The 19,252-nt window shown below is 68.6% G+C and carries 17 protein-coding genes; 16 read left to right on the top strand and 1 reads right to left on the bottom strand.

The features are described 5' to 3' along the window. Window positions 1–202: 202 nt before the first annotated feature. The 15 genes from CBM2586_RS22710 (at window position 203) to fghA (ending at window position 16,919) form a co-directional block, all read left to right on the top strand. Complete coding sequence (locus CBM2586_RS22710) at window positions 203–1,108, top strand: MurR/RpiR family transcriptional regulator (protein ID WP_115689939.1); 906 nt, start codon at window positions 203–205, stop codon at window positions 1,106–1,108. A 2-nt stretch (window positions 1,109–1,110) separates the two neighbouring features. Continuing rightward, complete coding sequence (locus tag CBM2586_RS22705) at window positions 1,111–2,565, top strand: N-acyl-D-amino-acid deacylase family protein (RefSeq protein WP_115689937.1); 1,455 nt, start codon at window positions 1,111–1,113, stop codon at window positions 2,563–2,565. Window positions 2,566–2,617: 52 nt separating this feature from the next. After that, on the top strand, window positions 2,618–3,010 hold the full coding sequence (locus CBM2586_RS22700) for a RidA family protein (protein WP_012355941.1): 393 nt from the start codon (window positions 2,618–2,620) through the stop codon (window positions 3,008–3,010). Between the two features lie 231 nt (window positions 3,011–3,241). Next, window positions 3,242–4,603 carry a GntP family permease gene (locus CBM2586_RS22695; protein ID WP_115664613.1) on the top strand — a complete coding sequence of 454 codons (1,362 nt, stop codon included), beginning with the start codon at window positions 3,242–3,244 and terminating at the stop codon, window positions 4,601–4,603. Between the two features lie 213 nt (window positions 4,604–4,816). Continuing rightward, window positions 4,817–5,023 (top strand): type II toxin-antitoxin system VapB family antitoxin, encoded by a 207-nt coding sequence (locus CBM2586_RS22690; RefSeq protein WP_115664615.1) that lies wholly within the window; start codon window positions 4,817–4,819, stop codon window positions 5,021–5,023. Continuing rightward, complete coding sequence (locus CBM2586_RS22685; protein WP_115664618.1) at window positions 5,020–5,400, top strand: type II toxin-antitoxin system VapC family toxin; 381 nt, start codon at window positions 5,020–5,022, stop codon at window positions 5,398–5,400. The genes CBM2586_RS22690 and CBM2586_RS22685 overlap by 4 nt, the downstream gene beginning before the upstream one ends. Window positions 5,401–5,485: 85 nt before the next feature. Next, on the top strand, window positions 5,486–6,403 hold the full coding sequence (locus CBM2586_RS22680; RefSeq protein WP_115689935.1) for an aldo/keto reductase: 918 nt from the start codon (window positions 5,486–5,488) through the stop codon (window positions 6,401–6,403). Between the two features lie 11 nt (window positions 6,404–6,414). Then, entirely contained in the window at window positions 6,415–7,782 is a 1,368-nt protein-coding gene (locus tag CBM2586_RS22675; RefSeq protein ID WP_115689933.1) for an NTP/NDP exchange transporter, read from the top strand. 149 nt (window positions 7,783–7,931) lie between these two features. Next, window positions 7,932–9,395: an MFS transporter gene (locus tag CBM2586_RS22670; protein ID WP_115689931.1), complete on the top strand. Its 1,464-nt coding sequence runs from the start codon at window positions 7,932–7,934 to the stop codon at window positions 9,393–9,395. Next, window positions 9,392–10,942: an FGGY family carbohydrate kinase gene (locus tag CBM2586_RS22665; protein ID WP_115689929.1), complete on the top strand. Its 1,551-nt coding sequence runs from the start codon at window positions 9,392–9,394 to the stop codon at window positions 10,940–10,942. The genes CBM2586_RS22670 and CBM2586_RS22665 overlap by 4 nt, the downstream gene beginning before the upstream one ends. A gap of 18 nt (window positions 10,943–10,960) precedes the next feature. Then, window positions 10,961–12,640 carry a glycerol-3-phosphate dehydrogenase/oxidase gene (locus tag CBM2586_RS22660; protein ID WP_115664631.1) on the top strand — a complete coding sequence of 560 codons (1,680 nt, stop codon included), beginning with the start codon at window positions 10,961–10,963 and terminating at the stop codon, window positions 12,638–12,640. After that, a complete protein-coding gene (locus CBM2586_RS22655) occupies window positions 12,637–14,187 on the top strand; it encodes an FAD-binding oxidoreductase (RefSeq protein ID WP_115689927.1) in 1,551 nt (516 codons plus the stop codon). The genes CBM2586_RS22660 and CBM2586_RS22655 overlap by 4 nt, the downstream gene beginning before the upstream one ends. Before the next feature lie 5 nt (window positions 14,188–14,192). Further along, window positions 14,193–14,777 (top strand): glycerol-3-phosphate responsive antiterminator, encoded by a 585-nt coding sequence (locus tag CBM2586_RS22650; RefSeq protein WP_115664635.1) that lies wholly within the window; start codon window positions 14,193–14,195, stop codon window positions 14,775–14,777. Window positions 14,778–14,956: 179 nt separating this feature from the next. Further along, window positions 14,957–16,063 carry an S-(hydroxymethyl)glutathione dehydrogenase/class III alcohol dehydrogenase gene (locus tag CBM2586_RS22645; RefSeq protein ID WP_115664637.1) on the top strand — a complete coding sequence of 369 codons (1,107 nt, stop codon included), beginning with the start codon at window positions 14,957–14,959 and terminating at the stop codon, window positions 16,061–16,063. Window positions 16,064–16,076: 13 nt separating this feature from the next. Continuing rightward, window positions 16,077–16,919: an S-formylglutathione hydrolase gene (gene fghA / locus CBM2586_RS22640; RefSeq protein WP_115689925.1), complete on the top strand. Its 843-nt coding sequence runs from the start codon at window positions 16,077–16,079 to the stop codon at window positions 16,917–16,919. 8 nt (window positions 16,920–16,927) lie between these two features. Here the strand turns inward: fghA and CBM2586_RS22635 are convergent, their stop codons facing one another. Further along, the gene (locus tag CBM2586_RS22635; protein ID WP_115664642.1) at window positions 16,928–17,941 is read right to left on the bottom strand and encodes an AraC family transcriptional regulator; all 1,014 of its coding nucleotides are present in this window, start codon (window positions 17,939–17,941) and stop codon (window positions 16,928–16,930) included. A gap of 162 nt (window positions 17,942–18,103) precedes the next feature. Here CBM2586_RS22635 and CBM2586_RS22630 point away from each other — a divergent pair, with 162 nt between their 5' ends. Continuing rightward, window positions 18,104–19,237, top strand: coding sequence for an acyl-CoA dehydrogenase family protein (locus tag CBM2586_RS22630; protein WP_115664645.1), 1,134 nt, complete (start codon window positions 18,104–18,106; stop codon window positions 19,235–19,237). Window positions 19,238–19,252: the final 15 nt, after the last annotated feature.

Below are 19,252 nucleotides of genomic sequence, written 5' to 3'. Positions count from 1 at the left end.
TGACGTAATGATATCCCTGAAAATAAGATATTTCATCCTTGTTATAAAGTAACACACGAGGCTGCGACAGCAACCGTGCGCTGCCGGCAAGGGCGCTCACCACAAGGCGCCAGTCACTGTTATAGCCCCTGCCCGCACCGGCTGCAGATCTCGTCACATATCGATTCGAACCCGCTGCGCCACCTCGCCCCCGCCACCAGACATGACCGCGCCCTTCGACATCCTGACCCGCATCGCCGAGCGCGGCCCCGCGCTGCGCCTGGCCGAGCAGAAGGTGGCGCAGGTGGTGCTCGAAGACCTGGCCGGCGCGGCGGCGGCGAGCATCAACGAACTGGCCCGCCAGGCCGGCGTCAGCGAAGCCAGCGTGACGCGCTTCGCCAAGGCCATCGGTTGCCGCGACGTGCGCGACCTGAAGCTGCGCCTGGCCCAGGCCGCGGCGGTGGGCGCGCGCTTCCTGCAGCCCGGCAACGTTCCCGCCGCTGCAGCCGCGCCCGCCACGCTCGCCGACAGCATCCACGCCGATATCCTCACCGCGCTGGAAGCCAACCGCGGCCTGCTCGATACCGATCGTATCGAGCAGGCCGCGCGCCTGTTGCTGGGCGCACGCATGGTCTACGCTTTTGGCATGGGCGGCGGCTCGTCGTTCATGGCCGATGAAGCGCGCCACCGGCTGGCGCGACTGGGGCTGCCGGTGGCCAGTTACCAGGACGCCCTGCTGCAGAAGATGGTGGCGGCGACGCTGGGCCGCGACGACGTGGTGCTGGCCTTTTCGGCCAGTGGCCGCGTGCCGGAGATGCTGGCCAGCTGCGATATCGCGCGCGAGTATGGCGCCCGCCTGGTGGCCGTGACCGCGCTGGGCTCGCCGCTGGCGGCACGCGCCGAGGTGCTGCTGCCGGTGCGCACGCTGGAGACGGATTTCATTTTCAAGCCATCGGCCTCGCGCTACGCCATGCTGATGGTGCTGGACGTGCTGGCGACGCAGTGCGCACTGTTGCAGCCGGACCAGAGCAAGGAGCGCCTGCGCCGGCTCAAGTACGTGCTCGACAGCCACCGCGGCGAAAGCGGCCCCGGCAAGGGCCCCGACAGCCGCCAGCCGCTGGGAGACTGACCATGCCACACCTGTTCGATACCCTGATCCGCTGCGTCACGCTGATCGACGGCTCCGGTGCGGCCGCGCGCCTGGCCGACGTGGCCTTGCGCGATGGCCGCATTGCCCGCATCGACGCCCCCGGCGCGATCGACCCCGATGCGGCCGCGCACGTGGTCGAGGGCGATGGCCTGGTGCTCGCACCCGGCTTTATCGACGTGCATACCCACGACGACACCAACGTGGTGCGCCAGCCGGAGATGACACCCAAGCTGTCGCAGGGCGTGACCACGGTGGTGGTCGGCAACTGCGGCATCAGCGCCGCGCCGGTGACGCTGGCGGGCGATCCGCCCGACCCGATGAACCTGCTCGGCCATGCCGACGCCTTCCGCTATCCGGATTTCAAGGCCTATGTCGATGCGGTCGAGGCCGCGCAGCCCGCGGTCAATGTCGCCGCGCTGGTCGGCCATACCGCGCTGCGCAGCAACCATATGGACCGCTTCGACCGCGCCGCCACGCCGCAGGAAATCGAGGCGATGCGCGCGCAGCTGGAAGAAGCGCTGCGGCACGGCGCGCTGGGCCTGTCGACCGGCCTCGCCTACGCCAACGCCTTCAGCGCGCCGACCGAGGAAGTGCTGGCGCTGGCCGAGCCGCTGGCCAAGGCCGGCGCGCTCTACGCCACCCACTTGCGCAGCGAATTCGCCGAGATCCTCGAGGCCATGGACGAGGCCTTCCGCATCGGCCGCGATGCGCGCGTACCGGTGGTGATCTCGCACCTGAAATGCGCCGGCGTGGCCAACTGGGGCCGCAGCACCGAAGTGCTGGACGCGCTCGACGGCGCGCAGCGCTGGCAGCCGGTCGGCTGCGACTGCTATCCCTACACCGCCAGTTCGTCCACGCTGGACCTGAAGCAGGTCACCGGCGACTTCGACATCATGGTGACCTGGTCGGAAGGTGCGCCCGAGATGGGCGGCCGGCTGCTCGCCGACATCGCCGCCGAATGGCAGGTGGACCTGCACCAAGCCGCGCGCCGGCTGATGCCCGCCGGCGCGGTCTACCACTGCATGGAAGACGCCGATGTCGACCGCATCCTGAGCCACCCGGCCACGGTGGTGGGCTCGGACGGACTGCCCAACGACCCGCTGCCGCATCCGCGCCTGTGGGGCGCGTTCCCGCGCGTGCTCGGCCACTACGCGCGCGACCGCGAGCTGTTTCCGCTGACCGTGGCCGTCAACAAGATGACCGGCATGTCGGCCGAACGCTTCGGCCTGCACCGGCGCGGCTTCGTGCGCGAGGGCTATTGGGCCGACCTCGTGCTGTTCGACGCCGCCACGATCCGCGACGCGGCCAGCTTTACCGATCCGATGCAACCGGCCGAGGGCATTGCCTCGGTCTGGGTCAACGGCGAGCTGTCATGGCAGCAGCGCCAGAGCACCGGCGTGCGCGCCGGCCGGTTCCTGCCCCGCGGGGCGGACTGACCCGCACGCACCGCCGCTCCCTCCCCTATCCAACTCATTTCCAGGAGTACCCATGGACATCAAACGATTCGGCGTCGAAGGCGGCACCGGTACCGGCGGCCAGCACATGCCCTTTGCGCGCGCGGTCGCGGCCGATGGCTGGCTCTACGTCTCCGGCCAGGTGCCGATGGTCAACGGCGAGGTCATCGACGGCGGCATCGTGCCCCAGACCCACCAGGCCATCAAGAACGTGCTGGCGATCCTGGCCGAGGCCGGCTACGGCCCCGAGCACGTCGTGCGCTGCGGCGTGTGGCTGGACGACACGCGCGACTTCGCCTCGTTCAACAAGATCTTCAAGGAATACTTCGGCGCCAACCCGCCCGCGCGCGCCTGCGTGCAATCGAGCATGGTGGTCGATTGCAAGGTCGAGGTCGACTGCATCGCCTACAAGAAGCCGGCAGCCTGAGCCTGCTGCCTGCCTGCTTGCTTGACTAACCATTCCTGACTGTTTGCTCCCCTCTCCCGCCCGCGGGAGAGGGGCCCGGGGGAGAGGGCCGGCGTCACCACAATGTGAGCCGCCAGGGCGCTTGCCGCGCGTGCCCGCTTCCCCTCCGCCTCTCCCGCACCGCGAGAGAAACAAGAAAGCCAAAGCTCTGCTGCCGCCACAAGCGGCTCTTTTTCCACGCAAGGAGACAATATGGGTGCCGTCACCGGAACCACGCTCTTGGTGTATGCGCTGATCGCAGTGATCGCACTGGTCGTGCTGATTGCGCGCTACAAGCTCAATCCCTTCATTACCCTGGTCGTCGTTTCGGTGCTGCTCGGCTTTGCCGTCGGCATGCCGATGAGCGACATCGTCAAGTCCTTTGAGGCCGGTGTCGGCGGCACCCTTGGCCATATTGCGCTGGTGGTGGGACTGGGCACCATGCTGGGCAAGATGATGGCGGAGTCCGGCGGCGCCGAGCGCATCGCCAACACGCTGATCGATTTCTTCGGCGCGAAGAACGTGCATTGGGCCATGGCCACCATCGCGTTTATCGTCGGCCTGCCGGTGTTCTTCGAAGTGGGCTTCGTGCTGCTGGTGCCGATCGCCTTCAACGTCGCCAAGCGCACCGGCACGTCGATGGTGCTGGTCGGCATTCCGATGGTGGCCGGCCTGTCGGTGGTGCACGGCCTGATCCCGCCGCACCCGGCCGCGCTGCTGGCCGTGACCGCATACGGCGCCGACATCGGCAAGACCATCATGTACGCGCTGATTGTGGGCATCCCGACCGCGGCGCTGGCGGGTCCGCTGTTCGCCCGGCTGATGGACCGCTACGTCAAGCTGCCCGAAGTCAACCCGCTGGCCGAGCAGTTCACCGAAGAGGATGAGCGCGTCAAGGAATCGCATGAACTGCCAGGCTTCGGCATCACGGTGTTCACCATCCTGCTGCCGGTGGTGCTGATGCTGATCGGCAGCTGGGCCGACCTGTTCACCACGCCCAAGACCTTCGCCAACGATTTCCTCAAGCTGATCGGCAATTCGGTGATGGCGCTGCTGATTGCCGCGCTGGTGAGCTTCTACACCTTCGGCAAGGCGCGCGGCTTCAATCGCGAGACCATCCTCAAGTTCACCAACGAGTGCGTGGCGCCCACCGCCATCATCACGCTGGTGGTCGGTGCCGGCGGCGGCTTCGGCCGCATCCTGCGCGACTCGGGCATCTCCACCGCCATCGTCGACGTTGCCACCGGGGCCAATGTGTCGGTGCTGGTGCTGGGCTGGCTGGTCGCGGTGATGATCCGCATCGCCACCGGTTCGGCAACCGTTGCCATGACCACCGCCGCGGGCATCGTCGCGCCGATTGCCGCCAGCGTGCCCGGCACCCGCCCGGAACTGCTGGTGCTGACCACCGGCGCCGGCTCGCTGATCCTGTCGCACGTGAACGACGGTGGCTTCTGGCTGGTCAAGGAGTACTTCAACATGACCGTGGCCCAGACCTTCAAGACCTGGTCGGTCTGCGAAACCATCATTTCGGTGGTGGCGCTGCTGCTCACGCTGGGCCTGGCCACGCTGGTGTGACGGCCAACGGGGCCCACGGGGCCGCACCGCGGCGGCCCCGGCAGCATGCCTGCCATGGCCGGCCCGGAATGCGACATCTCTCATCGACGCCCTGGTACCGGCAGCCAATGCTGCATGCGTGTTGGCGGCGCTCGGCTCCGCAAGCGATCGCGCCCTTGCCCTGATTCCGTTTTTGATGCATATTGACATCAAACCTGATTCAAGGAGCCCGCGATGCGCACGACAGTCACGATCGATGACGCCCTGTATGAACAAGCCCTGGAGATGGCGGACCCCGGTATGGACAAAGCAGACCTGTTTCGCGAGGCAATCAAGACTTTCGTTCGGGTGCAGGCCGCCAAGCGCCTCGCGGCCCTCGGCGGCGCAGCGCCCGGCATGCAAGACATAGCGCGCCGCAATCCCGAACCCGACGCCAAATGAACGTGCTCGTCGACACTTCGGTATGGGTCGGCCATTTCCGGCAGCGCAATGACGCGCTGATCCGCCTGATGGAGGCGGACCAGGTGCTGACCCACCCCCTGGTGGTGGCCGAACTGGCCTGCGGCACGCCCCCGTCGCCCCGGGCACAGACGCTCGGCGACATCGGGCTGCTGCAGGCCGCCCGGCAGGCAACGCTGGGAGAAGTCATCGCACTGGTGGAGCGCGAGCAACTGTATGGGCTGGGCTGCGGACTGGTGGATGTCACCTTGCTGGCTTCGACCCTGATCACCCCCGGTGCCCGCCTCTGGACGCTGGACCAGCGCCTGAGCGCCTTGTCCGTCCGGTTCGGCGTGGGATATCGCCCTCGCCTGCACTAGGGATGCGCCGCGCACGCAACGGTTTACATGGCCGGGCCCACCGCCTAAGGTCAACCAGTCAGTGACTCGCCGGGAAACGCCTCCCATGTCGATCGACCGTCGCTCATTCCTCGCCCTGGCCGCAGGACTGGCCGCCACCGGGATCGGGCCAGCGCCGCCGGCCCATTCCGCCACCGTTGCCGCGCCCCTGCGCCGCACCATTCCCGGCACCACCGAAGCCCTGCCCGTGATCGGCATGGGCACCGCCGACACCTTCGACGTCGGCACCGGCCCCGACGAACGCAAGCCGCTGGCGGAGGTCATGGGGCTGTTGCTGCAGACCGAAGGTTCGGTGGTCGATACCGCGCCCAGCTACGGCAGCGCCGAAGCCGTGACCGGCGATCTGCTGCGGGCGGCCAATGCGCGCAACCGGGTCTTCCTCGCCACCAAGATCTCGGCCCGATCCGGCGCGCCGGCGCAGGCGCAATGGGAACGGTCGCTGGCCGACCTGCACGTCGACCAGGTCGACCTGCTGCAGATACACAACCTGATCGACTGGCAAGGCAACCTGCGCTGGCTGCGCCAGTTGAAGGAACAGGGCCGCATCCGCTACCTGGGCATCACCCATTACCGCGACGACGCTCACGAGGCGCTGGAGAAAATCGTGCGCGCCGAGCGGGTGGACTTTGTCCAGCTCAACTACTCCGTGGGCGAGCGCAATGCCGAGCGCACCCTGCTGCCGCTGTGCGAGGCGCGCGGCGTGGCGGTGCTGGTCAACCGGCCGTTCCAGGACGGCCGCCTGTTCCGTGTAGTCAAGGACCGCCCGCTGCCGCCATGGGCCGGCGATATCGACTGCGGCTCATGGGGCCAGCTGTTCCTGAAGTTCGTCGTCAGCCATGCGGCCGTGACCGCGGCGATCCCGGCCACCTCCAAGCCGCGCAACATGGCCGACAACCTCGGCGCGGCGCTGGGCCGCATGCCCGATCCGGGCCAGCGCGAGCGCATCGCCGCGCTGCTGCGCTGAGCCACCTCACCGTGGACGAGCCCGCGCGCGATGCACCCTCCGGCGGCCTGGCCCGCCTGTGGCGCGGCTTCGGCGTCCGCGCCGGCGAAGCCGGCGCCGTGGCGGCCGGCTTCCTGTTCTTCTTCTGCCTGTTCGCCAGCTATTTCATGCTGCGCCCGGTGCGCGAGACCATGGGCATCGCCGGCGGCGTGAAGAACCTGCAATGGCTGTTCACCGCCACCTTCGTCGTGATGCTGGCGGCGATCCCGCTCTACGGCGCGGTCTGCGCCCGGCTGCCGCGGCGCCGCTTCGTGCCGTGGGTCTATGCCTTCTTCATTGCCAACCTGCTGGCCTTTGCCCTGGCCACGCGCGCCCTGCCCGACAACGTCTGGCTGGCGCGCGTGTTCTACGTGTGGCTGTCCGTATTCAACCTGTTCGTGGTGTCGGTGGCGTGGAGCCTGATGGCCGATGTGTTCCGGCCCGAGCAGGCGCGCCGCCTGTTCGCGCTGCTGGCCGCCGGCGCCAGCGCGGGCGGACTGGCCGGCCCGATGCTGGGCGGCTGGCTGGTGCCGCACATCGGCCTGACCGGCCTGATGCTGCTGTCGGCCGCCTTGCTGGCCGCCACGCTGCCGGGCGTGGGCTGGCTGTTCGGCTGGCGCCGTCGTGCCGGCGCCGGCGTGGCGCCGCCGGGCCAGGCCGTTGCCAGCGCAGCGCAGGATCCGGCCAATCCGATCGGCGGCAGTCTGCTGGCCGGGCTGTCACTGCTGCTGCGCTCGCGCTACCTGCTCGGCATCGCCCTGTTCGTGATCCTGCTGGCCACGGCCAGCACCTTTCTCTACTTCGAGCAAGCCCGGCTCGTCGCCGAGGCCTTTCCCGAGCGCACCCGCCAGACCCAGGTGTTCAGCGCACTGGATGCCGTGGTGCAGGCGCTGACCATCCTGGTGCAGCTGTTCTTCACTGGCCGCATGGCGCGCCGCTATGGCGTCACCGTGCTGCTGACCGCGGTGCCGCTGGCCGTTGCCGCAGGGTTCGTCGTGCTGGCCCTGCTGCCCACCTTCGGCGTACTCGCCGGCGTCATGATCCTGCGGCGCGTCGGTGAATACGCGCTGCTGCGCCCCGGCCGCGAGATGCTGTTCACGGTGGTCGATGCCGAGACCAAGTACAAGGCCAAGAACGTCATCGATACCGCCGTCTACCGCGCCGGCGACGCGGTCAGCGCCTGGGTCAAGACCGCGATCGATGCCTTGTCTGGCCACCCTGCCACCGTGGCGCTGGCGGGTGCCATGCTGGCGCTGGCGTGGACGGGACTGGGCTGGTGGCTGGGGCGGCGGCATGCGGGGCAGCTTGCGCCGGCAGATGCCAGCCAGGACCATGCCGCGGGCAATGTGGCGGCACGCTAGTCCCACCATCAAGGGTTTTCCCGGTTGACGCTCCCATTGCGAAGTCATACATTGGCCTCGCAGATCCAGATAGAGACCATCTGTAAGATGGTCTCTTCGCGCCTTGCGCTTGCCGCGGCCTCTTACAGAACAAGTAAAAGGAGACCGCCGTGCAATCCTCTGCCATCAAGCTTCGTGGCATCGATGATGTCATTGCCTACATCGATTCCTGCCCTGGGATACGCGGCAGGGCCGGTGTCATCTGGTGGCTCGCCCTGGGCGGGCTGTTCCTCGACGCGTTTTCCAATTCAGCGCTAAGCGCCGGCCTCGGGCCGATGACGCGCGACCTCCAGCTCGCGCCCGCCAGGGTTGCGCTGCTGACGTCGTTTGCATCGTGGGTGGCCATTGCCTTCAACCCCATCGGCGGCTGGATGGCCGACCGTTGGGGCCGGGTCCGTCCGCTGATCCTGGCCAAGATCCTGGCGGTGGCCGGCGCGCTGCTGGTGGTGTTCGCGCCCGGGTTCGAGGTGATCCTGGCCGGGCGCTTCTTTGTCGGCGCGGCTTATGGCATCGACTTTGCCATCGCCATGGCCGTGCTGGCGGAGTTCACCCCGGTAAAGCTCAAGAGCCGGCTGAACACATGGCAGGGCATGTGGTACACGGCGGTCTGCGCCAACCTGCTGCTGGCGCTGCTGTTCTACTCATGGGACGTCGGCGATGCGATCTGGCGCTACTCGGTCGCGGCCACGGCGGTGTTCGGCGTGGCCATCCTGCTGCTGCAGGCCCTGTTCCTGGTGGAAAGCCCGACCTGGCTGGCGCGCAAGGAGCGGCTCGAGGCCGCCGCCACCGCCATGACACGCATCTACGGGCGCGCCTTCGTCGCCGCGCCGCCGGCGCAGCGGATCCGCGTCCTCAACCAGGCGCGCCGCGGCCTGGCCAACGTGCTGCTGATCTTCCGCGGCACCTATCTGCCGCGCACCATGCTCGCGGCCACCGTGCAGATCGGGCAGTCGATCCAGTATTTCGCGATCGGCTGGTACCTGCCGCTGATCAGCGCCGCGTTGTTTGGCAAGGACTTCGTCTACGCGACCATCGGCGCGCTGGTGTTCAACGTATGCGGCATTGTCGGCGGCTTCTTGTCACCGCTGGTCGGCCGCACGCTGGGGCTGCGCCGTGCCTCGGCGTTCGGCTTCGCGGCGGTGTTCGCCATGCTGCTGATCCTGGGGCTGTTCAACGGCAAGATGCCGCTGTGGGTGGCCGTGGTGGTGCCGTCGCTGTTCATCCTGTTCCACTCTGCCGGGCCCGGCGCCAACGGCAAGAGCCTGTCGTCGCTGTCATTCCGCAGCGAACTGCGCGCGGGCGCCAACGGCATCATCGGCGCGCTCGGCGCCATTGGCGCGGCCCTGGGCTTGCTGGTATTCCCGCTGTTCCGCGCGCAATACGGGCTGGAAACCACCTTCCTGATCCTTTCCGTGGTCCCGCTGCTGGCCAGCCTGGCCTGCTTTTCGATCCGCTGGGACCCGACCCGCACCACCATCCATCCCGACAACGAAGCGGATGCGCCGCAGTTCAAGGGCGATGCCGCCGACGCGTCGGCCCTGATGCATCCGGTCATCGAAAAGGCCCGGCCATGACCCGGCGCAACGATGTCATCCTTGCGATCGATGAAGGCACCTCGGGCACGCGGGCCGCGGTGGTGTCTGCCGACGGCCGTGTGCAGTGCCTTCACTACGCCACGCTCGAAATCCACAGCCCCTGCCCCGGCGTAGTGGAGCAGGACGCCAACACCCTGCTCGAGCGGACCCTCGCGGTTTGCCGCGCCACGCTGGCCGAGGCAGCCCGCGAGAACCTGAACGCAGTTGCCCTCGCCGTCGCCAGCCAGCGCGCCACCGCGGTGTTGTGGGACACCCGCAGCGGGCGCGCGCTGGTGCCCGCGATGGTGTGGCAGGACACGCGCTATGCGGCCGAACTGCGCCGGCTTGCGCCGGATTGGGATCCCATCCTGCGCGCAACCGTCGGCCGTCCCGGCGGCGTTCGCTCGCCCTACCTTTGGGCCGCGCGGCACCTGCGCGACACACCGGCGGTAGCCGAAGCCTTCCGTGCGCGCAGGCTCGCCTTCGGCACCATCGACACCTGGCTCCTGTGGCACCTGTCGACCGCGCGCGCGTGCCTGACCACGCCGACCCATGCCACGTCCTGCAACGCCTACGTGCTGACGGAGCATCGCTACCAGCTCGACTGGATCGACGCGCTCGGCTTCCCGCGCGAACTGCTGCCGGAACTGCGCCAGGATGCAGACGATTTCGGCCGCACCCGGCCCGAGGTGCTCGGCATCGACGTGCCGATCCTGGCTAGTGCCGGCGACCAGCTCGCCGGCGCCATCGGCCTGGGATGCCTCGATCCCGGGCAGGCGATGTGCCTGCATGGCACCGGCAGCTTCGTCGACCTGATCGTCGGCCCGCAGCTGCCCGCCCGCACCGGCCTGTCGGACAGCACCCTGACCATGACGGCGCGCCGGCAACAGGGGGTGTCGCATTTCTCGGTCGAGACCTTTGTCGCTACCACCGGCTCGGCGCTCAACTGGGTCTGCGACAAGCTTGGCTGGTTCGACAACGCCAGGCAGATCAGCGCGCTGGCCGGCACCGTGGCGTCGGCGCGCGGCGTGACCTTCATCCCGGCCCTGACCGGCCTGCGCGTGCCGCGCATGCAACCGGAGGCACGCGCGGCGCTGAGCGGCATCTCGATGGCAACCACGCGCGCCGAAATGGCCTTTGCCATCCTGGAAGGCATTGCGCAGTCCGTGGCCTCATGCATCGACGCCAACCAGGACATTGCCGGCGTGCCGGTGTCGGCGCTGGTGGTCGGCGGCGGCCTGTCCGGCAGCGACGCCCTGCTGCAGATGCAGGCCGATCTCAGCGGCATGACCGTCCACCGCATGACGCAGACCGACCGTGCCAGCCTGCGCGGCATCGCCTACCTCGCCGGCGCTTCAGGCCTGCTGTGGGATTCGATGCAGCACGCCCGCGCCACCACGACCCCCGAGGCGGTATTCGAGCCGGCGCTCAGCACCGATCAACGTGCCCAGCGGCGCGCGCACTGGCATGCGCGCGTGGCCTCCGAACTCGACCATGCCGATGCGCTCGCCACCAGGCCGGCCGAGACGGGCCCCAAGACCCATTGACCAGGAGCAACCCCAGACATGGTGATTTTTCCCTCCCGCAGCGCGAACCGAGAGCGTGCCGCCATGACCGGCACGGAGCCGTTGCGGCTGGTGCGCCAACAACTGCTCGACCGCCTGGAGACGGATGCCTTCGACATCCTGGTGGTCGGGGGCGGCGTCACCGGCGCCTATGCCGCGCTCGATGCCAGCCTGCGCGGCTATCGCGTGGCGCTGGCCGAAAAAAGCGACTTCGCCGCGGGGACCTCGTCCAAGTCGTCGAAGATGGTGCACGGCGGCCTGCGCTATATCGAGCAGGGCAACCTTGGCCTGGTGCGCCATTCGCTGCTGGAGCGCCAGCGCCTGCGCCGCAATGCGCGCCACCTGGTGCAACGGCTGCCGTTCCTGTTCCCGGTGATGGAGCGCAACGGCGTCTTCGACAAGCGCCTGGCCAAGGCCTTCGAGAGCCTGCTGTGGACCTACGACCTGGCCGGCGGATGGCGCGAGGGCATCCTGCATCAGAAGCTGACCAAGGCAGAGGTCTTGTCCCACTGTCCGACCTTCAACGAGGAACACCTGACCGGCGGCTACCTGTACTTCGACGCGCGCGTCGACGATGCCCGCCTGACGCTGAATCTCGCGCGTACCGCCGCGTTCCACGGCGCGGCGGTGCTCAACCACGCCACCGTCACCGCGATCACCCGCGACGGGCACGGCAAGGTGGATGGCGCCATCGTCCACGCCGGCGAGCGCGAGCTGCGCGTGCGCGCCGGCGCGGTCATCATGGCCACCGGGGTCTGGCTGCGCGACTGGACCGGCCGCAATCCTGGCGAAGCCAGGCCACTGCATATACGGCCGGCCAAGGGCGTCCACGTTGCCATCCCGTGGCTGAAGATCCGCAACGACTGCACCGTGACGATCCCGGTGCCGGGCCGCAGCCGCCGCGCCACCATCACGCGTTGGGGCGACGTGTCTTACCTCGGCACCACCGACGAAGACTATGACGGCGACCTCGACAACGTGCTGTGCACGCGCCAGGAACTCGATTTCCTGCTCGAAGGCGCACGCTCCGCGCTGAAGGTCGAGCTCTCGCCGCAGGACGTGGTGGGCAGCATCGCGGGTTGCCGGCCGCTGGTGGCTCCGCCCGGCGGCAAGACCCTGGAGATCCGGCGCGACCATGAGATTCATACCGCGCACGACGGCCTCGTCACCATCGTCGGCGGCAAGCTCACGACCTCGCGCCACATGGCCGAGCAAACCATCGACGCCGCGCAGAAGGTCATCGGCAAGCGCGGCAAGTGCCGCACGCGCTCGGCCTACCTGCTCGGCGCCGCCGGCTATGACCCGCAGGCCATCGTCGCGTCCGGCGGCATGGCCGCGCACCTGGGCGAGCGCTATGGCACCGAAGCACGCTTCGTCAGCGACATCCTGCAGGCCGACCCCGCCCTCGCCAGGCCGATCGTCGAGGGCCTGCCCTATACCGAAGCCGAGATCGTCTATGCCGCGCGTCACGAACTGGCGGGCACGGTCGACGACATCCTGTCACGACGCCTGCGCGCGCGCCTGATGGCGCGCGATGCCTCCGCCCGCGCCGCGGCACGGGTGGGCCAGATCCTGCAGGCCGAACTCGGCCTGTCCGAAGCCGTCGTGGCGCGGCAGGTCAGCGAATACCTCGCCGCCGTCGCGCACGAAAAATCCGTCCTCATGGGAGACCCAGCATGATCAGCAAGGAAGCCATCAAACGCGGCTACAACCGCGGGCAGTACGTCGTCGGTGCGCATACCCCGCCCGGGTACGCGGCGCATATCCGCGACACCCCGGATGCGCCCGGCCTGCAGCGCGATGCGGTCGCGCTCAGTTCCGCGGATCTCGCGGCCCTGCGCGAAGTTGCCGACGAAGTGCTGACCGCAACGGCCGATGTGGTGGCATGGACCCGCGACTGGTGGGCCGGCTCGATGATCACCGAGACCGCCGGCAAGCCCGCCACGCCGCGCGCTGTCATCGTGCGCGTCTCCAGCATCGAACAGGTGCAGGCCGTCATGCGCATCGCCAGCGCGGGCGCCATTCCGGTCACCGTGTCGGCCGGGCGCAGCAACGTGACCGGGGCTGCCTTGCCGGTGCGCGGCGGCATCGTGCTCGACGTGTGCGCGCTCAACCGCCTGATCGGGATCGACCGGGAAAGCCAGATCGTCGAGGTCGAAGCCGGCATGTTCGGCGACATCTTCGAGCAGACCGTGCAGCGCGAGTTCGGCATGACCATGGGCCACTGGCCCTCGTCATACGCGATCAGCACGGTTGGCGGATGGGTCGCCTGCCGCGGCGCCGGGCAGCTGTCCACGCGCTACGGCAAGATCGAAGACATGGTGTTCGGCATGGACGTGGTGCTGGCCGACGGCAGCCTGATAACCGTGGGCGGCTATTCGCGCGCGGCCGTGGGACCTGACCTGCAGCAGCTGTTCATCGGCTCCGAGGGCATGCTGGGCGTGATCGTGCGCGTGCGCCTGAAGCTGCATCGCCTGCCCGACTACGGGCGCGCCATCGCCTATGGCTTCAGCAGCTTCGCGAGCGGCCTGGACGCCTGCCGCGAGATCATGCAGCGCGGCGCCAACCCGGCCGCGCTGCGGCTCTATGACGCGCTCGAAAGCGGGGTCCAGTTCGGCCTGCCCGACACCAATGTGCTGCTGGTGGCCGACGAGGGCGCGCGCGAGATGGTCGATGCCGTCATGACCATCAGCGAGCGCGTGTGCCGCGAACTCGGCGAGGAACTCGACGGCGCCGCCATCTTCGAGCGCTGGCTCGACACGCGCTACCTGACCGGCAAGAGCGCCGAGGGCTTCAAGCGCAGCCCGGGCTTCGTCGCCGACACGCTGGAAATGTCCGGCCCCTGGCGCGACCTGGCCGCGATCTATGCCGACGTGGTCAAGGCGATCAACGCCGTGCCGGGCACCCTTGCCGGCTCGGCGCACCAGTCGCATGCCTACGTCGACGGTGCCTGCCTGTACTTCTCCCTGCGCGGCGAGGTGGCGGTGGAGGACCGCCGGAAATGGTATCGCCAGGCATGGGATGCGGCCAATGCGGTGCTGATCCAATACAATGCGGCACTGAGCCACCATCATGGAATCGGGTTGCTGCGCGCGCCGTACCTGGCGTCGTCGCTGGACACGGCGTTCCCGCTGCTGGCGGCGGTCAAGCAGGCGCTTGACCCGCAGCATCTCCTGAACCCTGGCAAGCTGGGTCTCGGCGACCGGCTCGCCCATGAAGCGAAGTAATCCGCATGGACAGGTCCCTCGGTGCGCGCCTGACGCGGCATCCCGTCATCGGCACGCTCTACGGTGTCGACCAGATCGACGCCATCCTCGCAAGCGTCGCCGAAGTCTGTATCGTCGCCAACGTCGAATTGCGCAAGCTGCAGCGCGTGATCGCGACGCTGGCCGGCGCCGGCAAGTATGTCATCGTCAATATCGACAGCTGCGAAGGCCTGTCGCAGGACAAGGGCGGCGTCGACTACCTGGCGGAGATCGGAGTGACCAGCCTGGTCTCCACCCGCGTGGCCACCATCCAGCGCGCCAATCGCGCCGGCATGGTGACGATGCAGAAGGTCTTCGTCACCGACCGCTCCACCTGGCCGCGCAGCGTCAAGGCGCTCGAGCAGAGCGACCCGAACCTGGTGCAGCTGATGCCGGCGCCGATGCTGTCGCACCTGCCGGAAGCGGACCGCAAGGCGCTGCCGCCGATCGTGACCTCGGGCTTTGTCTGCAACCGCGACGACATCCGCGACGCGCTGACACATGGCGCCGTCGCGGTGTCGACCAGCGATCGCAAGCTTTGGAGCCTGGATGCGAAGGTGCTCAAGCCGTGATACCGCCGCCGGGAAACGGCCGGCGGGGTTTCGCTGACCGCTGATCGGCCAAAGCTGGCCTGCCACCGCAGGAAGATCGTATAGTCATGTCCTCGGACCGGGCTTGCCGGCCGGCGCGGCGTGCTGCGTCGCGTCACCCGCAAGCCGTCCCCCTTATTCGTGATTCCGGAGGACTCCCCATGAAAACCAAAGCCGCCATCGCCTGGAAAGCCGGCGCCCCGCTGACCATCGAAGACGTCGACCTCGACGGCCCGCGCGGCGGCGAAGTGCTGGTGGAAGTGAAGGCCACCGGCATCTGCCACACCGACTACTACACGCTGTCCGGCGCCGACCCCGAAGGCATCTTCCCGGCAATCCTGGGCCATGAGGGCGCGGGCATCGTCACCGACGTCGGCCCGGGCGTGACCTCGCTCAGGCCGGGCGACCATGTGATCCCCCTGTACACGCCGGAATGCCGCCAGTGCAAGTTCTGCCTGTCGCGCAAGACCAACCTGTGCCAGGCGATCCGCGCCACCCAGGGCAAGGGCCTGATGCCGGACGGCACTTCGCGCTTTTCGATCGACGGCAAGCCGATCTTCCACTACATGGGCACCTCGACCTTTGCCAACCACATCGTGGTGCCGGAGATCGCGCTGGCGAAGATCCGCCCGGATGCGCCGTTCGACAAGGTCTGCTACATCGGCTGCGGCGTCACCACCGGCGTGGGCGCGGTGCTGTTCACCGCCAAGGTCGAGGCCGGCGCCAACGTGGTGGTGTTCGGCCTGGGCGGCATCGGCCTGAACGTGATCCAGGCAGCGAAGATGGTGGGCGCGGACAAGATCATCGGCGTCGACCTGAACCCGGCGCGCGAGGCGATGGCGCGCAAGTTCGGCATGACCCATTTCATCAACCCGAAGCAGGTCGAGAACGTGGTCGACCACATCATCCAGCTGACCGACGGCGGCGCCGACTACTCGTTCGAATGCATCGGCAACACGCAGGTCATGCGCCAGGCGCTGGAGTGCTGCCACAAGGGCTGGGGCAAGTCGATCATCATCGGCGTGGCCGAGGCCGGCGCCGAGATCTCGACGCGCCCGTTCCAGCTGGTGACCGGGCGCGAGTGGAAAGGCTCGGCCTTCGGCGGCGCGCGCGGCCGCACCGACGTGCCCAGGATCGTCGACTGGTACATGGAAGGCAAGCTCAACATCGACGACCTGATCACCCACACGCTGCCGCTGGAGCGCATCAACGAAGGCTTCGACCTCATGAAGCGCGGCGAGTCGATCCGCTCGGTGGTGCTGTACTGAGGACGGCGCCGACATGGAACTGATTTCTCAACATGGCTGCCACGGCGGCGCGCAGCGCTTCTATCGCCATGACTCGGCGGCGATCGGACTGCCGATGCGTTTCTCGGTCTACCTGCCGCCGCAGGCGCAGGCTGGCGCACGGGTGCCGGTGCTGTTCTGCCTGGCCGGCCTGACCTGCACCGAAGAGACCTTCATGACCAAGGCCGGCGCGCAGCGTTTTGCCGCCGAGCACGGCCTGATGCTGGTGGCCCCCGACACCAGCCCGCGCGGCGCCGGGCTGCCGGGCGAGGCGGATGCGTGGGACTTCGGCGTGGGCGCGGGCTTCTATGTCGATGCCACCGAGGCGCCGTGGCACAAGCACTGGCGCATGGAAAGCTACGTCGCCGAAGAACTGTTCGAACTGGTGACCAGCGCCTTGCCGGGCGATGCCGCGCGCGTCGGCATCTGCGGGCATTCGATGGGCGGACACGGCGCGCTGGTGCTGGCGCAGCGCCATCCGCAGCGCTTCCGCTCGGTGTCGGCGTTCGCGCCGATCGCCGCGCCGTCGCGCTGCCCGTGGGGCGAGAAGGCCTTTACCGGCTACCTCGGCAGCGACCGCGCCGCCTGGGCGCAGCATGACGCGAGCGAGCTGATGGCGCGCCAGCAGGGGGCGCCGTTCCCGGCCGGCATCCTGGTCGACCAGGGGCTGGACGACCAGTTCCTGCAAAGCCAGCTGCATCCGGACGCATTCGCCGCGGCCTGCCAGGCGGTCGGCCAGCCGCTGACGCTACGCCGGCACAGCGGCTACGACCACGGCTACTACTTCATCACCAGCTTTATCGCCGACCACATCCGGCACCACGCCACGCGGCTGTAGCCGCGGGCTCAGCCTTCCGCCACGCGGCGGTAGGCCCCCGGGCGCGATCCGGTCCAGCGCCGGAACGCCCGGTGGAACGCGCCGGGCTCGGCAAAGCCGAGCTCGGCCGCGATATCCGCGACCGGGCGTCCGGAATGGCTGAGCGCCTCGATCGCCAGGTCGCGCCGCAGCGCATCCTTCAGGTCCTGGTAGCTGACGCCCTCCTCCATCAGCCGGCGCCGCAGCGATGACGCGGACAGGTTCAGGCTGACCGCCAGGTCCTCGAAAGTCGGCCATTGATCCGGACGCTGGTTGCGCAGCAGCCTGCGCACGCGCGCCCCCATGCTGCTGCGGTCCGAATACTTGACCACCACGTTGTGCGGCGCATCGCGCAGGAAGGCCTTCAGGCTGCGCTCGTCCTGGCGCACCGGCTGCGCCAGCAGCGCCGCGTCGAACACCAGCGCGGTGGCCGGCTGGCCGAACGCCAGCTGGCGCGAATACATGACGCGATATTCCGCGCTGTAGGGCGGCTCGGCATAGTCGAACGCCGCCAGCCGCACCGGCACGCGCCGCCGCAGCAGCCAGCTCATCAGGCCGTGCAGCATGATCAGCATGGTTTCCTGCGCGAACACGCCCGGCTGGCGGCCCAGGTGCGCGCTGGGCGCGGTCAGCACCAACGCGGCCTCGTCGCCATGGCGCTCCAGCCGCACGCCGATATCGTCGAGCAGCAGCCGGAAGTACCGCGTGATGCGCTCCAGCGCCTGCGCCAGGGTGCGGCTGCCCGCCACCGCATGGCACAGCATGGCAAAGCTGCCGCACTTCATGCTGCGCGAATCCTGGCCGAAGAATTCATCGTCCAGCGCCGCCGCCACGGCCAGCCACAGCTCGCTGTAGCTGGCCGCCGAAACCCGCGCCTGCGGCACCGCCAGCAGCGCCGGCGCAATGCCGGCGCTGCGCAGCACCGGATCCGGGTCGATGCCGCGCGCGCGCAGTCCCGCAATGGCGTGGTGGACGAAACAGATGGCGACACTGCCTTTTTCCATGGTGCTGAGGGTGGCAAGCGATGGTGGCAAACGAGTTCACGAAGATTGGCGGATTTTGGCATAGGAGCCGGCCCCGGGCGTTCCTACACTGCCCGCAGGTCAAACGCCGAGCGCGCATTCTGCCTGAGTTGCAGCGCAGCTCCAAACGCCACTCCAACTGCCATGCACAGCGACTACACCGAAGAGCAAACCATGATCCGCGACAGCGCGCGCGCCTTTGCCACCGAGCGGCTGGCCGGTGGCGCGGCGCAATGGGACCGCGACGGCCGCCTTCCCGACGAGATCGTCGCCGAAATGGGCGCGCTCGGGCTGCTGGGCATGATCGTGCCCGAGGAATGGGGCGGCACCTATACCGACTACGTCGCCTATGCGCTGGCCATCGAAGAGATCGCCGCCGGCTGCGCCGCTTGTGCCACCATGATGAGCGTGCACAACTCGGTCGGCTGCGGGCCGATCCTGCACTACGGCACCGATGCGCAGAAAGAACGCTACCTCGCCCGGCTGGCCAGTGGCGAGCTGATCGGCGCGTTCTGCCTGACCGAACCGCAGGCCGGCTCCGAGGCGCACAACCTGCGCACCCGCGCCCGCTTTACCGACAACGGCTGGGTGCTCAACGGCAGCAAGCAGTTCGTCACCAACGGCCAGCGCGCGGGCGTGGCGGTGGTGTTTGCCGCCACCGAACCGGAGCGCGGCAAGAAAGGCATCTCGGCCTTCCTGGTGCCCACCGACACCCCCGGCTTTATCGTCCACGCCCCGGAAAAGAAGCTGGGCATCCGCGCCTCGGACACCTGCGCCATCACGCTGGAAGACTGCGTGGTCCCGCATGACGCGTTGCTGGGCGAGCCCGGCGAGGGTCTGCGCATCGCGCTGTCCAACCTGGAGGGCGGACGCATCGGCATCGCCGCGCAGGCGATCGGCATCGCCCGCTCGGCATTCGAGGCCGCCTGCCGCTACGCCTCCGAACGCATCCAGTTCGGCCGTGCGCTGCGCGAGCATCCTCCCATCGCCAACATGCTGGCCGACATGGCCACCGAACTCAATGCCGCGCGGCTGCTGGTGCATCGCGCCGCGCGCATGCGCAGCGAGGGCGTGCCGTGCCTGTCCGAGGCCTCGCAGGCCAAGCTGTATGCGTCGGAGCTGGCCGAGCGCGTGTGCTCCAAGGCGCTGCAGATCCACGGCGGCTATGGCTACCTTGAAGACTACCCGGTCGAGCGCCATTACCGCGACGCCCGCATTACCCAGATCTACGAAGGCACCAGCGAGATCCAGCGCATGCTGATCGCGCGCAGCCTCTGATTCCTCTTCCCCTGC

Source organism: Cupriavidus taiwanensis, from assembly GCF_900250115.1.
Taxonomy (GTDB): domain Bacteria; phylum Pseudomonadota; class Gammaproteobacteria; order Burkholderiales; family Burkholderiaceae; genus Cupriavidus; species Cupriavidus taiwanensis_B.
Note: the sequence above shows the minus strand (reverse complement) of the source record. Positions and strands in the feature narration are given on the sequence as shown.

Bases quoted from the DNA above. Each gene is read 5' to 3' on its own strand.
- CBM2586_RS22685 (WP_115664618.1), top strand. From the start codon at position 5,020: ATGAACGTGCTCGTCGACACTTCGGTATGGGTCGGCCATTTCCGGCAG.
- CBM2586_RS22645 (WP_115664637.1), top strand. From the start codon at position 14,957: ATGAAAACCAAAGCCGCCATCGCCTGGAAAGCCGGCGCCCCGCTGACC.
- CBM2586_RS22695 (WP_115664613.1), top strand. From the start codon at position 3,242: ATGGGTGCCGTCACCGGAACCACGCTCTTGGTGTATGCGCTGATCGCA.
- CBM2586_RS22660 (WP_115664631.1), top strand. From the start codon at position 10,961: ATGGTGATTTTTCCCTCCCGCAGCGCGAACCGAGAGCGTGCCGCCATG.
- CBM2586_RS22690 (WP_115664615.1), top strand. From the start codon at position 4,817: ATGCGCACGACAGTCACGATCGATGACGCCCTGTATGAACAAGCCCTG.
- CBM2586_RS22680 (WP_115689935.1), top strand. From the start codon at position 5,486: ATGTCGATCGACCGTCGCTCATTCCTCGCCCTGGCCGCAGGACTGGCC.
- CBM2586_RS22630 (WP_115664645.1), top strand. From the start codon at position 18,104: ATGCACAGCGACTACACCGAAGAGCAAACCATGATCCGCGACAGCGCG.
- CBM2586_RS22665 (WP_115689929.1), top strand. From the start codon at position 9,392: ATGACCCGGCGCAACGATGTCATCCTTGCGATCGATGAAGGCACCTCG.
- CBM2586_RS22705 (WP_115689937.1), top strand. From the start codon at position 1,111: ATGCCACACCTGTTCGATACCCTGATCCGCTGCGTCACGCTGATCGAC.
- CBM2586_RS22710 (WP_115689939.1), top strand. From the start codon at position 203: ATGACCGCGCCCTTCGACATCCTGACCCGCATCGCCGAGCGCGGCCCC.
- CBM2586_RS22650 (WP_115664635.1), top strand. From the start codon at position 14,193: ATGGACAGGTCCCTCGGTGCGCGCCTGACGCGGCATCCCGTCATCGGC.
- CBM2586_RS22635 (WP_115664642.1), bottom strand. From the start codon at position 17,941: ATGGAAAAAGGCAGTGTCGCCATCTGTTTCGTCCACCACGCCATTGCG.
- fghA (WP_115689925.1), top strand. From the start codon at position 16,077: ATGGAACTGATTTCTCAACATGGCTGCCACGGCGGCGCGCAGCGCTTC.
- CBM2586_RS22655 (WP_115689927.1), top strand. From the start codon at position 12,637: ATGATCAGCAAGGAAGCCATCAAACGCGGCTACAACCGCGGGCAGTAC.
- CBM2586_RS22700 (WP_012355941.1), top strand. From the start codon at position 2,618: ATGGACATCAAACGATTCGGCGTCGAAGGCGGCACCGGTACCGGCGGC.